The sequence below is a fragment of the Butyrivibrio sp. WCD3002 genome (assembly GCF_000424265.1).
GTDB lineage: Bacteria > Bacillota > Clostridia > Lachnospirales > Lachnospiraceae > Butyrivibrio.
Genome location: NZ_AUJO01000015.1, coordinates 56,542 through 73,041 on the forward strand (window position 1 = coordinate 56,542; position 16,500 = coordinate 73,041).

A 16,500-nucleotide genomic window follows, 5' to 3' on the forward strand; every position below is an offset into this window, starting at 1 on the left:
CTGTTTTCTTAATGATCAACTGCCTCGTGAAGTCTTGCCTTGATATCCTCAACGCTCATCCACTCAGTGTTATTGCCTGAATCGTAGGAGAATCCATCGGGAACTCTCTTTCCTCTCGGATCGGGCTTCTGACGATCATTAAAGGTAACCTGAGGATATACGATAAAGTGCTTATCAAACTCGTAGGTGAAAGGAGCATCCTCAACTGTAACCATTATCTCATCAAGCTTCTCACCGGGTCTTATACCGATCTCCCTTGTGGCAATTCCGGGGCACATAGCCTCTGCAAGATCCTTAACGTTGAAGGAAGGAATCTTACTGATAAAGGTCTCACCGCCCTTAGCTTCTTCAAGTGCCTTAAGCACAAGCTCAACGCCCTCCGGAAGACTAATCCAGAATCTTGTCATACGATAGTCAGTAACGGGAAGCTCCTTCTCGCCCTTTTCAATAAGGCTCTTAAAGAGCGGAATGATTGATCCGCGGCTTCCTGCCACATTACCGTATCTTACGATTGAGAAATTAATATCCTTGTTGCCTGCATAAGCATTGGCAGCAATGAAAAGCTTATCTGAAACCATCTTGGTAGCACCGTAAAGGTTAACAGGATTAACCGCCTTATCGGTACTGAGTGCAACAACTCTCTTTACCCCAGTATTAAGTGCTGCGTTTATAACATTCTGAGCACCGTTTACATTGGTCTTAATAGCCTCGTCCGGATTATACTCACAGGCAGGTACCTGCTTAAGGGCTGCAGCATGGATAACGTAATCAACACCCTCCATGGCTCTCTCCATACGAGCGCCGTCTCTGACATCACCAATGAAGAATCTCATCTTATCGGCATGCTCTCTGTATACCTTTTCATTAGCCATAGTGTACTGCTTGTACTCATCCCTTGAATACACAATGATTTTCTTGGGGTTGTAATGCTCAAGCACGTATTCGGTAAAGCAATGTCCGAATGAACCTGTTCCGCCTGTTACAAGTATGGTTTTATCATCTAATTTCATTTTTTAACCTCTTTTCAAAGCATAGTTCTAATAGATTATACTATAAAAACTAAAATGTTTCAGCCTTCTTAAGTTTTCGCAAATCAGTAGCATCTATACAGTGTCCACATATCCTTTACGGAAACTTCTTCGATATTGTCTATGTTTGGATTACTCCGGGTTATCTCATCAAGGATAATATCTCTGTTTTCATGATCTGCCGCGTATACTATAACTTCATCTGAGGAATTTATAGAAGCGTCCTCTATCTCGCCGGCATTCTCCTCACTTACGTAGAAGAACTTATCGTATTCCAGAAGCTCATCCGTAAGTCTCCAGATATTGTCAGGAGTTTTTTCGTTAAACATTATAACAACAGGAATATCCTTCTCGTTAACACTCCTTGCGTAAGCAATTCTCGAAGCATCCTCCGGATACAGGAAAAGTACATTTTGATCTACAACCAATCCCTTTATGGTTATAAGCAGGAAAATCAAAAATGTTACAAGAGTAGGAATACTTACTTCCATGAGTCTTCTATGTCCCACAATTACCCTTATTCCAACCTTTATAAAATATACAGCCAAAAGAAGGATAATCGGATAGATCGGCATCTCGTAGCGATTTGAGGTGTTCCCCAGAAGCAGCGCTGTTTTTGCAACTATCAGGAAGTAACCGGCAGTGGCCGCCACAAGAATTCTGACATGAGCTATATGGAGCTTATCCTTTTTATTTTTCATCCTTACAAAAAAGAATAAACCAATTAGCGCCAACACTGAGATTGCTATAACAAGCCACGCAAATCCCGAAAGCAGGTAATCATCAACAAGTCCTACAAAGAATCTGAATCTTTCCCATATATTTGAGCTGTCTGCAAAAGCTGCCTGTGCTTCCTGGCCTCTGTAGCCTCTGAAAATATGAGAAAAAGCTGCAGGATAAAGTAGAACCGCCCCAATGAGTGCAACGCCGCAGCCAAATCCGTAAACCAGAAGATACCCGAATCTCTCTGCCATGGAGGCTGCCTGCTGGGCAAATTCCTCATCATCAAGCAGTTCTCCTATTGTCATATTTATAGGTGTCCGTTCCGGAGCTTCCGGCATCCCTGATGAATCCAATTTCCTCTTTTTCTTTTTAGGCACCATGAAAAGAAACCATAACCCAAAGGAAAGTGCCATCATTACCATAAAGATCAGAAAATAATACTGGGTACTGAATCCCAAAAAACTTACAACCGCTATGCCAAGTACGGTATTCACAAATCCCTTTTTGAATTCTTTATCGAAAGGTCTTGCCAGAACATAGCCAGTAATCTCATTTCCCACATAGTATCTTTTTATAAGACTTATCAGCCTCATGTGGCAAAGTGCCAAAGCAAGCATAAACACCGTGAGCCACATGTACATCCTGATAAACATCACACAGGATATTGTCATGGGATTAAATCCATAGGCAAACATAAGCACAAGTCTCTCACCATCTGACATTCCAATGCTTCTTGAAAGCTTATTCAGAAGAAAAAAGCTGATGGCAAAGCCTATAAGGTTTAACAAAATCCCCTGCCATTTTGAAAACACTCCTGCCGTAAACGAACAGATAGTATGGAGCATATCGTAAAAAAGGGGCGGATGTACATCCCAGGACTGTACAAGATGGACAAGTCCGTAATTAAAGCCCTCCCCGGGTAAAACAACAAACTCATTTCTAACTGTCTCGGAATCCACCCACTCCCTGTCAGGATAATAGAATCCAAGAGTTCTGTTTGTTGAAAAAAAGGAATAATACTCATCCTGATGAAAGCCCGACTTTTGAACGCCATAAAAGCATATCGTTGCAATCTGCAGGATAAGCATTGCAATAAGTATTAAATTGATTTTCTTAGTGACTGTTTCCTTCATTTTCCTGTCTAATAATCGATTCCTTTTAATTTTGCGTGGAGCTTTCTGATTCCCTTAGGGGCAAGTGCAAAAAGCGTAAGATATGCTTTGTTTTTGCCCGTCAGATACTTATTTGAAAGCATATCTCCAAAATGCTTTCTCAAAAAGCCAACCACTTCCTTATTGTAAAAAGCATTATCCTTTGTCATCCTGCTGATCGGAATGTGCAAAAGATAGTCGAGCCTCTGGAAAAGGCAAAATCTGACAGCTGCCTCCCGCAGCTCCGGAAAATCCTTATCTACAAGTCTGTATGCCACATCGGAGTTACGTACAATATCCGTAAATACCGGCGGAAAATAATCCTTCTGATCATTCTTTTTTCTGCTGTTACTGCCCGTTCTGTAAAAGACATGATAGTACTGTCCGGGAAGTATGGCCAACTTTTCCACCCTTTTTAGCATATGTATCATCAGGTAAAAATCTTCGTTGAGCTCATCCTCAGGAAATCCTTTGCACATACCTGTAAAAAGCTCTCTGCTTGTAAGCTTTGTGCAAAAGGAAGCATCTCCTGTGTGCATAAGCAGTGTTCTGAGATGCTCCTGTCCTGTAATAATCTTCTTAGTAGAAGGCGGAATACAAACATCTGGGAGTCTTTCGCCGCTTTCCGCAATCTCATCTCTCGAAGCCTGTACCATAAGAAACGGCGTTCCATCACCATCTCCCTCAAGAGCAGCCTTCATAAGCTCCTCGTACATGTGAGGATCAATATAATCATCCGCATCGACAAAGCCCAGGTAATCTCCTGTAGCTACGCTAAGTCCATGATTTCTTGCCTTACTGCTGCCGCCGTTTTCCTGATGGATGACGATAATATTGTCATGCCCCCCGGCAAACTCCTGAATCCTTGAAAGAGTTCCGTCAGTGGAGCCGTCATCCACAACTATAATCTCCATGAGTTCCTTTGGATAGGTCTGATTGCAAACGGATTCAAGGCATTTTATTATTAAATTCTCTATGTTATAAGCAGGAATTATTACGCTTATTTTCTTTGTAAACAAAAAGCTTCTCCTCTATAAGGTAGTGTTCTCTACTCCAGGTGATTATCCTCCATAAGGGTTCTCCAAAATGAAGGTGCCTTAATAACGTCAGCAGTACTCATAGGACCCTTGGCAGGTACTGCAATGCTTCCTCCCGATATCACCTGATTACAAAAAGCTAACAGTCTCTTAGCGGCATTCTCCGCATTCCACAAGGACACTATAGTCTCATAGGCTGCGCTCTGAAATCTCCGTATCATGGTATCACCGCTATCTCCTGTCAGCATCAAAAGCTTGTTTTTAAAATCCTTTTTGCTGCATCCATCGAAGGTCAGGCCGTTCTCGCCATCCCTTATAAGATATGGAACCGCTCCGGCTTCAGAGGATGCAATGACAGCGCAGGCACTGTTCATGGCTTCATTGACAACAGCTCCCCAGCCCTCAAGATAGTTACTTGCAAAAATAAATACATGACTTTTTTCCATGACGGACCTGACTTCATCAGGATTTTTAGATCCGCATAACGTGATGTATTCCTCCAGCCCGCCAGCCTTTATTTTTTCTGAAAGCTCTGCTCTAAGAGGTCCGTCTCCCACTACATCTATATGAAAATCCACCTTTTCTTTTCGCAAAATCTCTGCAGCATATAAAACAAATTCGGGATGCTTAAGCTTTATAAGTCTTGCCGCAAAGCATATCCTTAGCTGTTCTCCGCGTCTGTACAGCATGGAGGAAAGTGTCGCATCATCATATCTTTTAAGGGGCGGAAAATATCCCCACTTAAAAAGCTTTTCAGGATAGGCGCCTATGAGCTTAAAATCTCCCGATACGTAAGCCCCTGCACAAAGCATATAAACAGGACTGTTTTTATATCTTACATGCTCGTCATATTTCGCCATAAGACCTCTTGGCGAAACTGCTTTCCATCTGCCCTCTCTGTATATTCTCTCACTTACTCTTATTACAGGTTTTCCGGAATTCATCCTCTGCCTTATGAGTCTGTCTCCATCGCTATCCTTTGGAAGTCCTGTCCAGCCAAGCATTAAAACATCGCAGTTCCTGATACAATCTCCACAGAGAGCCTCTTCCTCATAAAACCTATGCACATATGGCAGCTCTTTCGAATCATCGCTCCATCCCATGTCCTTACGCTCCTGCTCCATGGGCACAGCCTCAATAAACCTGAAGGAATCTCCAAGACTCTTATACATCTCATCACAAAAGGGAATCTGATGATGATTTATGAAGTTCGAAACAAAGGTTACAATTATCATACTCCGGTTATTTCCTGATATATTTCCACAAGCCTTTTAAAATTTGCCTCCGCATCATGGGTGATAAGAGCATGCTTTCTGGCATTATCACCATAAACTGCCGCAATCACAGGCTCCCTGAAAATCTGAATGACACATTTTGCAAGGTCGTGAGGATTACCCTCTTCAAATAAAAGACCATCAACATTTTTATCAAGCATGCTGGGAATACCGCCTGTCTGCGAAGCAACCACAGGCACTCCCAGCAGCATAGCCTCCGCAAGAGAATTAGGAGAATTCTCAATTGTGGAAGGACATATAAATACATTGCTCTTAAGAAGCTGTTCCTTCATCTGCTCGGCAGAAAGCTTTCCAAGCATTATCACCTTTCCGCCAAGGTGATTCTTTCGGATAAGTCTTTTTAGATATTTACCATATCCGGTAATTCGAATGGCCAGCGGATATTTGCTCTTACCGGAGGCTCCCTTTTGCTCGTCGGGAACAGTTACGGTTTTGCGCCTGATTTTTCCAATGACACTGTTTCCGGCAACATAAATTTTCGTATCAGGAAACTCTGCCAGTATCTCCGGCATTGCTTCCAGCACAAAATGAAAGCCCTTTAACGGATAATCACCCTGGGATAAAAAGATACTGTGGGTCACCGTATTTACAGATCTCCAGGTACCTTTATAGAAGGTGGATCTCATGGTCTCATTCATGTGGTGATAAATGGCAGAAGGATGTATCTCTTCCGTAACCCTCTTATCAAACTCCGTTCTTCCTGTGATATGTCCCGCAAGAGCAATTGTCTTCTTTTCAGTCTCGCCGCGAAGTCTGAATTTCTCCATCTGCTGAATAAGACTGTCATTTTTATATTTATCTCTGAAGGTCATATCATTCTGAACAGCCTCGGGAAGATGTGCCATATACACCTTTGCTATCTCGCTGCAAACGCCCTGAATTCCAAGAAGCGTCCTGAACGGTCTTCCAAAGGCTTTTATCGCCGCAAGACTATGAGGAAATTCTGTTCCAAAAACATGGATCATGTCAGGCTTAAAGTCATCTATTATCTCCTTAAACCTGTCCTCCATTTTTTCATCATATATCTCGGGAGTATTCAGATCCTCGCTAAATCCGTAGAACCTTACTCCATCAATTTCTTCCACGTCAAAATCGCCCGGAAAACAAATTCCGAGCTGTATCTTTTCCAAATTTCTGCCTGCCCTCAGCTTCTCATAGGCACCGGAAAGCCATCCCTCTCTGTCTGACCAGGGAAGCCCCTTAGCCCTTGCAAAGGCAGGAAGCATTATGTTACATACCCACAAAACTTTCATACTAAGACTCCTTCTATAGTAAGAGGCAAATACTTTTGACGCTTACTATATGAGCAGTTATTTTCGCCCATATATAAGGCTTTTTATTTTGTTATAAAAACCTGCTGTCTTAGGATTCTGCGCTATTTTAGTACGAACAGGAGCAAGGGTAAGCGCCCTTAACAGATCGTACTTCTGAATCTGAGACCTGCTTAGATAAAGATGAATGATCTGCTCCCTCTCCCTCTCGGATATTTTCCTGTTCTCAACTGTCTCTGAAAAGCCGCCACCCTCATAGTCTGCAATGAGCATCTTTAGGTATACGGTCTGAGCCTTTTCAACATATACACATCTAAGAAACTGCTCATAATCAGCGCGGACCTTCCACACTGTATCGAACTGATATCTGAACATAAGTCTGACATCATAGAAGCAGGCCTGATGTGAAGGAACATTTCTGTAGCAGGCAAAATCATTTATCTTTGGAACCGATGAAACTCTCTGGCCTGTCTGCATCTCATAAATATCGCCATAGTAAATGGCAGGAAGCGTCGTTCCAAGACTCTTTATCTGATTCATGATCTGCTCATGAACCTTGGACAGCACAAGAGCACTTGAGAAAACATCTCCGCAGTTTAAGAAGTACACAAATCCCGGCACTTCACCTGCACTTATCTCTGTGCCATATTCCTCCTTGATGCTTTCAATTGCAATATTCATGGCATCGTAAATTCCATGATCCTTGCCCTTAATAATCTTCGCCTTTTTGTCCGGTGATTCTCCCAAAGAAGTAATTCCCAGCATCTGCGCCGCTTTTTCAAGAGAACCGTCTGTAGAGCCTCCGTCCTTTATCACGATTCTGTAATCGCTAAAGCTTTGCGTTTTAATACTGTCAATTGTTTTAATCAGGTCATCACCTGCATTGTAGGCAACAACAATTATTGTAAAAAAAGGTCTTTTCATATTCACACCTCGATAAACTCTTCCCCCGGTCAGCCAAAGCCTCTTTCTGACAGGGTCGCAGGAAGCTCATGGAAAAAGATCGTCACATAGGGCAGAACCCTCACTCCGTCATCAGCTGCTCTTCTCATGTACATTGCAAAGTACAAAACGCAAAAGGCTATAACAGCAACTCTTGCCAGAAACTTAAGGTTCACTCTGGACTTGATGTCCTCCTTCATTCTAAGAAGGATTGCAGGCACATAAAAAATCTGTGTCACCGTAAGATAATAAGCAATTCTGGATACCGTTGGCAAAAATGAGCAGAACACATACAGTGCAAAGGCACCCAGATTACACATGAAGTAAAATCTCATTTTCTTATCGGCCAGTACATCTTTTCCGAGAACATACGCGGCAAAAATCATTACTCCAAGACACCTTGCAATACTTACCGTACTTGTACCGCCGCTTAAAAACTCTGTCCCTTCATAGGAGGGATAAATCTTTATGGCGATCTTTAAATAAATATCCTTAAGAAAAAGCGTTGAGATACAAAGAGCTCCAAAGGCTCCGTACATCCATCTTTTCCACCTGAATGCTGCCAGAGGATAAAGCACCAGAACCACCAAAAGGGACTTATGAAAAAGGGATCCCAAAAGTACCACAAATACAAAGGCCGGCCAGTCCCTCTTAAGGCAAAATCTCATGGCAACAAGAGCTGCACCCAGTGCAAGATAATACCTGACTGTGCTTATGGACTGGAAGTAATACCCCAGAAGCATAAACATCATAAAGGACATCCAAAAATCCTCAGATTGTCTGTAAATCTCACTTAAAAACAGCGCAACAGTAACCGCCGCAAAAATGGCAAACACCGCTACATAATTCTCAAAGCCGGAAATCCTGTAAACAATTCTTGTCAGGGTATTAAATCCCCATTCCGTCGGAACAATGGCATCACTGTAAGCCCTGTGCATAATCTCCACATATTTACTGTAATCGTTACCCACATTCAGCCTTATGGCAGATATTCCTGTAAGCAGCACAAAAATTGCCAGAAGACCAGCACGACTTTTTAACTGGCTTCTGGTAATTCCGCGATATACATAATTATAATCATCTCTTACTAATGCCGTGGGCAGCTTCTGCTTCGACTTTATGGTAAGTGCGATCAAAAGAACCGAAGCTGTCAGCAACAGATATACTATCATAGTCTTTCCACCATACAGTTCTTATCTACTTGCATCCTTTACGCCTTTTGTCATGATAATAAAGCATCTTGGCATCGATATTTCTCTGCACATCTGCTTTCTGTGTGCAAGTAAAAATCTCAGACACATAGGTATCGCAAGATCTCCATACAAATGCTTATAGAGATATCCTCTGTCATAGAAAAACTTCTCGTTATATCCAGAAAACCAAGTAGAAGGACGTCCGCCCTCTTCATGTCCGATCTGGATGCTGGTTCTGTAAATTCTGATTCCCTTATCAAGACATTCCTTTATAAAAAGAGAATCTTCCCCATTACTGTACTTTGCCCCTCCGCCAAAAAGAAGTGAAAAGGTTATGTTTTTTTTGTGAAGCTTCTCCCTTCTGGCAATAATGGCATAGGCGGGATATCTTCCATAGTTCTTGTAAGTCACTCTGGCAAAATCAGTGTTGTGATAGGTCTCTCTTCCCTTAGCCTGCTTCACATTGAACATGATCATATCAGCCTCCGGATGGGAATCAAATTCCTTCTCCACAAGCGCTGTATACCCATCATTCAGAACTATATCTTCATCGCAGAACTGAATAAACTCGTGATCAGCACGCATAAGTGCAAGATTCCTTGAAAGTCCGACGCCTTTCTCATTGCAGTTATATATCTTAAGCTTGTAGCCCTTGTAGCTTTGCTCAGCATAACTGAATTTCATCTTCTGATTGATGACAATGGTATCAGACTGAATATTCATTTTTACGGGCAGTCTGTCCGTATCCTCAGACAGCGCCGAAACCAAAAGCTGTATTCTCGTCATATTAAAGTCCCAAATATCGCTCCATAAACCTCTTGTCCGCATCAATAAGTATCATGCCAAGTACAGGGCATCCCAGCTTTTTAAGCTGCGATATCAGATGTGCGGTCATTGCTCCGTTCCTCTTACCTGCCGTGATCATTATCAGGGCACCGTTAACTGTTTTAAGACTCCCCTCTGCATCCTTGTTATCACCGGGAAGCGGCAAGGGAACAAATTTCATTCTTTCGGAAACAGTGCTTCCAAGTACCGCCTTTAGCTTATCGGTATTTTTCACAGCAAGCTCAGCGCCGCCTCTGTCATCCACGCAGAACACCGCAGCCTCCATAACGCTGCTCATATTTGCCTCATAGGCTGAGAGAAGTTCATTTCTGAAAAATGAAGGCTCCTCCTGTCCATCTCTTGTTATCACTCCAAAAACAGGAATGCGATATCTTTTCTCTGCATCCTCCGGAATAAATACCGCATCGTTCATGGACTCCAAAATAAGCTCAGCAAGAATGGCAATTATAAGCGCTGCTACTGCGCCAAGAATTATTGCTGTACAAATCCTGTCAGATAAAAGTCTAAGCTTTACCTCAGACCTTCCAAGAAGCTTTATCTGATCAAAGGCCGTATTATTTTTTCCGTAGTTTACAAGTGCATCATTCATGGCCAGAGTCATGGCCTCGGTGAGCTCTAAATCAGGGTTTTCCACTGTAAGTACCATAACTCTTACGTCTGATGGAATATCCGCGCTTACACTCTCAGCTATTACATCCTTGGTTATCCCGTTATAACCGGCATTCTCCAAGCCCTTTATCACATCGCCGACTATAGCATCATCCGTCTTTATAAGAGTGTTCCAGGTATAAGCATTGTACCAGTCAACCTGAGTTCCCTTATTTTCATCATAGGCAAAATAAATATATAAAGTGGAATCAGTGTAGTAATTCCTTGGAGCAGCAAAAACTACATTCGAAAGAAAATATATCAGTCCGCCTACAGCAGCACCTGCAACTGCAGCTAATACCACAACCCATAGCTTTGATAACAGCCTTAAGTAAAATGCTCGTAAATTTATTATCTCACTGTCGTAATTCTCTGTTTTTCTACTCATAGTCAGGCAGCTCCTGTCACGTAGCGTTAAGATCAGTTATTATCGATATCCTTTTTGAGAGCAGTTATCTGCGTCTCCTCCACGCCCTCAGTTGCATCAGGCGTAAACAGTATCTTCAGTGTCAAAAGCATAAGCTTAAAATCAAGCCATACCGAATAATTCTCTATATATGCAAGATCCAGCTTAAGCTTGTCATAGGGAGTTGTATTGTACTTGCCATAAACCTGCGCATAACCTGCAAGTCCTGCCTTCACCTTCATTCTGAAAGCAAATTCCGGCATGGTCTCCATGTACTGCTCAATAATCTCCGGTCTTTCCGGTCTTGGTCCGATAAAGGACATGTCACCGCGAAGAATGTTAAACAACTGCGGAAGCTCGTCTATTCGCACGGCTCTGATGAACTTTCCGATAGGTGTAATTCTGGAATCGTTCTTGGTGGCAAGTCTTGCAACACCGTCCTTTTCAGCATCAACGCGCATACTTCTGAACTTCATGATCTTGAACTGCCTCTGATTCTCAGTACATCTAATCTGCTTATAAAGCACAGGACCGCCATCATAAAGCTTGATTATGATTGCTGTGATCAGCATGACAGGTGAAGAAAGCACGACAAGAATAAGAGCACAGACAATATCTACCATTCTCTTAATGGCTCGTTCTTCAACCTTAAGGTAATACTCTCTAAGTAAAAGCACCGGAGTATCAAACAGATGCATCTGAGTAGAGCCCTTTACAAGTACATCCGTAATCTTGGGCATCAGATATACCCTGATTGAATGTGCGTACAGGAACTTAAGAAGCTTATTTCTGTCCTGTGTTGGAATATCCCAGATTACAACCGCATCATATCTTTCAAGGCTTTCCTGCTCGATCTTTTCAATGCCTTCCTTGATATTCATGCACTTTACAATATTATATTTGTCTTTTCTTGAATTGAATTTCCGAAGGATATCATCGACAGGGTATTCTCCGCTTACAAGAAGCATCTGTCTTGCCGGGAAAATAGACCGGTACAGCCAGTTGGTGCAAACAGCCCAAAGGAAAGAAATAATAAGCTGTATTGCCAAAAGCTCCAGCATAGGATAAACCTTTACCAATGCCAGTCCAAACAGTGATATCTGGAAATATGAGATCACATTTACCATCAAAAGGGCGAATATCTGCGACAGGAAAATATCCATGGATTTCAGATATCCTATCTTAAGCCCTCCGTAGGTATTAGATAAAAAGAGTAATAAAACAAAATAGATTGCTATTACAAGCAGGTGTCCACGAAAATACAGGTGGAGTCCGGGACCAACATAATAACCGCCTGCATATCTCGGTTCATGAACCAGCGGATAGTAAATCTTAAGCCAGAAGAAGGCATATACTGCCGTCTGCATGGAAAGACCTATGAGTCCAAGACACAACACAAAAATTCTCTTTATGGATTCAACCTGTTTCATACAATATCCCTTTAGCTTCCTGTCACAGTCTCCTTAGCGTAGCCCGCAGCCCCCATGCCACGAAATGAAAAGCGCTGGAAACAATTGACAATTCTGCAATATTTCTATATAAACCCCAAATACGTTTAACTGCTTTAAGCTTATTGGACGAAAGTGATTTTGAAGGCCTTCTGTAAATAACATGTACCTCATCAAGTCCGTAAGCTGTAATTCCACTCTTTAATATTCTCCACCAGGTGGCAGTATCCTCACTTGCAATGTGCGGCATATAAATCAGCTCGCCGGGAACCGCCTTCCTGTCAATCAAAACCGTGGAGGTAAAAATAATTGTTCTTGATAATGCCTGCTTATAGCTCAGAGTTTTCGGAACATGAACCACCTTACCTGTAGGCTTTGCGTTTTCATCACCGAATTCGTATGCTGTAAAAACAAAGCCTGCATTGTTATCCTTCATGAAAGCCAGCTCTTTATCAAGCTTATAAGGATCCCAGATATCATCAGCATCAAGAAATGCTATATATCTTCCCTCTGCTGCATCGATGCCGTCATTTCTGGCAGCTGCCGCCCCTTCATTTTTCTCTTTGCAAATAAGCTTAATTCGCTCATCTCCTGATGCCATTTCCCTGATGATTTCTTCACTATTATCATTAGATGAATCAAGCACCAGAATCATCTCAAAATCGCTGTAGGTCTGCTTCTGCACCTGCTCTATAGTCTGCCTGATATAATCCTGTGCCTTATAAACCGGCACGATTATGCTGACCTTTGTATCAGAGGTGACTAAATTACTCATCAAATTTCTTCCTTAACAATATAAATAGGTCTTTTCTTTACCTCAAGATAGGTCTTACTAAGGTACTGTCCCAAAATTCCCAGACAAAACAGCTGAACACCGCTTACAAGACTGATAATACATACAAGTGACGGCCATCCGCTGGTGGGATCTCCGTAAACAGCCTTTCTCACAATGGTTACTATAATAAGAGCCGCTGCAAGGAAGCAGAACAAAACGCCCAGAATAGATGCCACTGCCAAAGGTACTGTTGAAAAGGCAGTTATTCCATCTATGGCATATATGAAAAGCTTCCAGAAGGACCATTTAGTCTCTCCCTTTTTCCGCTCAATATTCTCGTACTCAAGCCACTTAGTCTCGAAGCCTACCCATCCAAAAATTCCCTTAGAGAATCTGTTGTACTCCTCCATTGAAAGGATAGCATTCACAAACTGTCTGGTCATAAGCCTGTAGTCTCTTGCCCCATCAACAATTTCCGTCTTAGACATTTTGTTGATGAGACTGTAGAATCTCCTGGCAAAAAAGGATCTTATGGGAGGCTCACCTTTTCTGGTTACTCTTCTTGTAGCAACGGAGTCAAATCCATCATTAACGATGTAGCCATACATTTCAGGCAAAAGCGCCGGCGGATCCTGCAGATCACAGTCAAGCATAACTACATAATCACCCTTGGATTTCTGAAGTCCAGCGTAAATAGCTGACTCCTTACCGAAATTCCTGGAAAAGTTAATAAGATGAACCCTCTCATCCTTCTCATGCAGCTTCTTTACTTCGCACGCTGTATGGTCCTTTGATCCGTCATTGACATATAAAATCTCAAAGTCCACCTCATGCTGCTTAAAGAAGCTCTCAGTCTTCATAAGCTCATTATAGAAATCTGCAATATTCTCTTCTTCGTTATAGCATGGAACTATAATGGTAAGCAGTTTCATCTTATCTCTCCGCTCTCATTGGATTATTCAGGAAATCATCATATGCAAGTCTTATACCATCTTCAAGCTCTGTCTTATAGGTCCAGCCAAGTCCTGCTGCCTTAGACACATCAAGAAGCTTTCTGGGGGTTCCGTTGGGCTTTGTTGTATCCCACTCGATCTCACCCTCATAGCCAACAACCTTCGCAATAGTCTCAGCCAGTTCTTTGATAGTAAGCTCCTTACCGGTGCCTGCATTAACGGTCTCGTTACCGCTGTAATTATTCATAAGGAATACGCAAAGGTTAGCAAGATCATCTACATACAAAAATTCTCTTAATGGTGATCCGTCACCCCAGCAGGTTACCTTTGGAAGTCCTGCCTCCTTTGCCTCATGGAATCTTCTCAGCATTGCAGGAAGCACATGAGAGTGTGTAGGATGATAATTATCATTGGGACCATAAAGGTTTGTAGGCATAACAGAAATGTAATCTGTTCCGTACTGTCTGTTCAGGAACTCGCAGTACTTGAGTCCCGATATCTTTGCAAGGGCATAGGCCTCGTTTGTCTTCTCAAGCTCACTTGTAAGAAGGCAGCTCTCCTTCATGGGCTGAGGTGCCATGCGGGGATAAATGCAGGATGATCCAAGAAACTCAAGCTTCTTGCAGCCATTTCTCCATGCAGCGTTGATAACATTCATCTCAAGAATCATGTTGTCATACATGAAATCTGCAAGCGCGCTCTGGTTTGCCTCAATTCCTCCAACCTTTGCTGCTGCAAGGAAAACATACTCAGGCTTCTCCTTGGCAAAAAACTCCTCTACCTGATCCTGTCTTGTAAGATCAAGTTCCTTGTGAGTACGTGTAATTATATTTGTATAGCCCTGCTTCTCAAGCTCTCTTACAATAGCAGAGCCAACCATTCCGCGATGTCCTGCTACATATATTTTTGCATTCTTTTCCATATCTGTATTTCTCCATGTAAAAAATAATTCAACATACTATTTTACCTTATTTTAGCATTTTTTTCCACTTACCCGGGATCAGTGTATCTTATACCGGCACGGATATCATCCCCCATAAGCTCAACCCCATCAAGGCTCGGAGCTGAAGGAAACGCATAATATCCGGTTCTGTCTCCCGTCACGGGATAATAAAAGGTTATACCTGAGATTTCCTTGCTTTCTACCTCGTATCTGTTGTAATCCTGCTGCTTTACAACATACCCCGGATTAAATCTCACGATATCCTCAAGGCAGTAATAAATACTCTTGTAAGCAATAAACAGTAAAAACAGCGCAAATACCACCTTGTGCAGATATTCATATCTGGCAAGCCCTGCCCTGTTGTAGAAAAGGCACAAAAATCGTCCGATAAGTATAACCGCAGGAAGCCATAAATACACGCATCCGTACCTTATAAGCGGTGATGAAAAAAGCCAGTAGAAAAGTGACAGATACGCTACGCACTCAAGGAACATAAAATCCGAAAGCGCAACTGCCTTTCTGTGACTTAAGTGGAAAATATTCCCCTGCCTGCTGTCTTTATTTCCGGAAGCTCCGGCAAAAAGATAATATATGCAGCATCCCGCAAAAGCAGGAAAACACACGCCATCCAATATGAGCATCATCTTATTGAAAAGCCCGAGGGACATAACCCACGCAGGGAACCACTCCCTGAAGGGAATACCATAGTCCGCCACATTAGTAAATCCGCGACCGTAAGCAATAATCTCATGAGCATCTGACACAGCTCTGTCCATGGGTATTTTCCAGGCCACACCAAATATATCTATGGATGTAAACGGATAAATCAGCCATCCGGTCAGTATTATATTTCTCATGATATAGGGAAACACAATGAAAAAGCCTATAAGCGCAAAGTATAATATCGGCTTTATTGCCCCCTTCTTACGTTTGCTTATCAGTCTGTGAATGGGATAGATAGCAAGCAAAAACACCGGAGCAGCTGAAAGCTTTATTGTCACTGCATACAGAGCCACCATACTTAAAAACGCATGAGGCAAAAAGGATCTCTCATGAATTGAATAAAGATCAAGCCAGTGTATAACAATATAAAGCACCAGCGTCGTCATATAATAATCCGATGCCGGCGATACCATCTCATCAAGAATAGTGAAAAGATAATAGATTGCAAGAATTCTCACAAAATCCGGAAGAATAGGATAACGTCTCCTTGCTATCTCTACGATATCAGCACATTTAATTGCAAGAAGAAATGCGAAATACCCTGCCATACCATGGAGAGACTGCCCCATAAAGCCCATACTGAAAAGCGCAGAAAGAGCAAAGGAAGCGCTGTTATATCCAAGTCGCAAATGCAGATTACCAAGTCCCTTTATAACGCCATACTCCTCAATCCATCTGATCGCCTGAGCGTGATAAAGATCTGTGTCATAATGCATAAGCCCATGGGATGTTGCATAGGCAAGAACCAAAGCTATAGCAACGTATATTCCGATTACTTTTTTATCCCTGAATTTTGTAAACAGATTAGATAAGCTCTCAAGAAGCTCATCCCTTTTTAGAATAACTATAAGCAGGCAGACACCCACATAAAGAACATTGGCAATAAGCCCTACCTTGTAAACAATACTAAAAAGCTGCGCATATGAAGTCGCAGCTATTATGCCCGCAATAAGATAGCTCTCATGATATCTGACCTCATATATACACTGCTTTTTCCCTTTTGCAGTGAACATATGAGGCATATTTACAACAGCCTGTAATACTGCGAATCCCCAAATATATGTAGTTACTATTACATAAGTCCAGTTAAGTAAAATCGACAGCATTCACTGTGACTC

General features: G+C 42.2%; 14 protein-coding genes. All 14 read right to left on the reverse strand.

The features are described from left to right. Positions 1-8 precede the first annotated feature (8 nt). Complete coding sequence (pseB, locus tag G608_RS0113020; RefSeq protein ID WP_026496400.1) at positions 9-1,010, reverse strand: UDP-N-acetylglucosamine 4,6-dehydratase (inverting); 1,002 nt, start codon at positions 1,008-1,010, stop codon at positions 9-11. A gap of 83 nt (positions 1,011-1,093) precedes the next feature. Beyond that, on the reverse strand, positions 1,094-2,884 hold the full coding sequence (locus G608_RS0113025) for a hypothetical protein (protein ID WP_026496401.1): 1,791 nt from the start codon (positions 2,882-2,884) through the stop codon (positions 1,094-1,096). 8 nt (positions 2,885-2,892) lie between these two features. Beyond that, positions 2,893-3,921: a glycosyltransferase family 2 protein gene (locus G608_RS0113030; protein WP_026496402.1), complete on the reverse strand. Its 1,029-nt coding sequence runs from the start codon at positions 3,919-3,921 to the stop codon at positions 2,893-2,895. 29 nt (positions 3,922-3,950) lie between these two features. After that, on the reverse strand, positions 3,951-5,174 hold the full coding sequence (locus G608_RS0113035; RefSeq protein WP_051209323.1) for a glycosyltransferase family 4 protein: 1,224 nt from the start codon (positions 5,172-5,174) through the stop codon (positions 3,951-3,953). Next, positions 5,171-6,487 carry a glycosyltransferase family 4 protein gene (locus G608_RS0113040; RefSeq protein ID WP_026496404.1) on the reverse strand — a complete coding sequence of 439 codons (1,317 nt, stop codon included), beginning with the start codon at positions 6,485-6,487 and terminating at the stop codon, positions 5,171-5,173. The genes G608_RS0113035 and G608_RS0113040 overlap by 4 nt, the downstream gene beginning before the upstream one ends. A 57-nt stretch (positions 6,488-6,544) precedes the next feature. Further along, positions 6,545-7,429, reverse strand: a complete 885-nt coding sequence (locus tag G608_RS0113045; protein WP_026496405.1) for a glycosyltransferase — start codon at positions 7,427-7,429, stop codon at positions 6,545-6,547. 29 nt (positions 7,430-7,458) lie between these two features. Continuing rightward, positions 7,459-8,619: an EpsG family protein gene (locus G608_RS0113050; RefSeq protein WP_026496406.1), complete on the reverse strand. Its 1,161-nt coding sequence runs from the start codon at positions 8,617-8,619 to the stop codon at positions 7,459-7,461. 21 nt (positions 8,620-8,640) lie between these two features. After that, a complete protein-coding gene (locus G608_RS0113055) occupies positions 8,641-9,426 on the reverse strand; it encodes a glycosyltransferase family A protein (RefSeq protein WP_035795604.1) in 786 nt (261 codons plus the stop codon). A 1-nt stretch (position 9,427) separates the two neighbouring features. Next, the gene (locus G608_RS0113060) at positions 9,428-10,522 is read right to left on the reverse strand and encodes a hypothetical protein (protein WP_026496408.1); all 1,095 of its coding nucleotides are present in this window, start codon (positions 10,520-10,522) and stop codon (positions 9,428-9,430) included. Positions 10,523-10,554: 32 nt separating this feature from the next. Continuing rightward, positions 10,555-11,970, reverse strand: a complete 1,416-nt coding sequence (locus G608_RS0113065; RefSeq protein WP_026496409.1) for a sugar transferase — start codon at positions 11,968-11,970, stop codon at positions 10,555-10,557. Positions 11,971-11,992: 22 nt separating this feature from the next. Beyond that, complete coding sequence (locus tag G608_RS0113070) at positions 11,993-12,763, reverse strand: glycosyltransferase family 2 protein (RefSeq protein ID WP_035795606.1); 771 nt, start codon at positions 12,761-12,763, stop codon at positions 11,993-11,995. Next, positions 12,763-13,695, reverse strand: coding sequence for a glycosyltransferase family 2 protein (locus G608_RS0113075; protein ID WP_026496411.1), 933 nt, complete (start codon positions 13,693-13,695; stop codon positions 12,763-12,765). The genes G608_RS0113070 and G608_RS0113075 overlap by 1 nt, the downstream gene beginning before the upstream one ends. Before the next feature lies 1 nt (position 13,696). Next, on the reverse strand, positions 13,697-14,638 hold the full coding sequence (locus G608_RS0113080; protein WP_026496412.1) for a GDP-L-fucose synthase family protein: 942 nt from the start codon (positions 14,636-14,638) through the stop codon (positions 13,697-13,699). Positions 14,639-14,706: 68 nt separating this feature from the next. Then, positions 14,707-16,488, reverse strand: a complete 1,782-nt coding sequence (locus G608_RS0113085; protein ID WP_026496413.1) for an LIC_10190 family membrane protein — start codon at positions 16,486-16,488, stop codon at positions 14,707-14,709. Positions 16,489-16,500 lie beyond the last annotated feature (12 nt).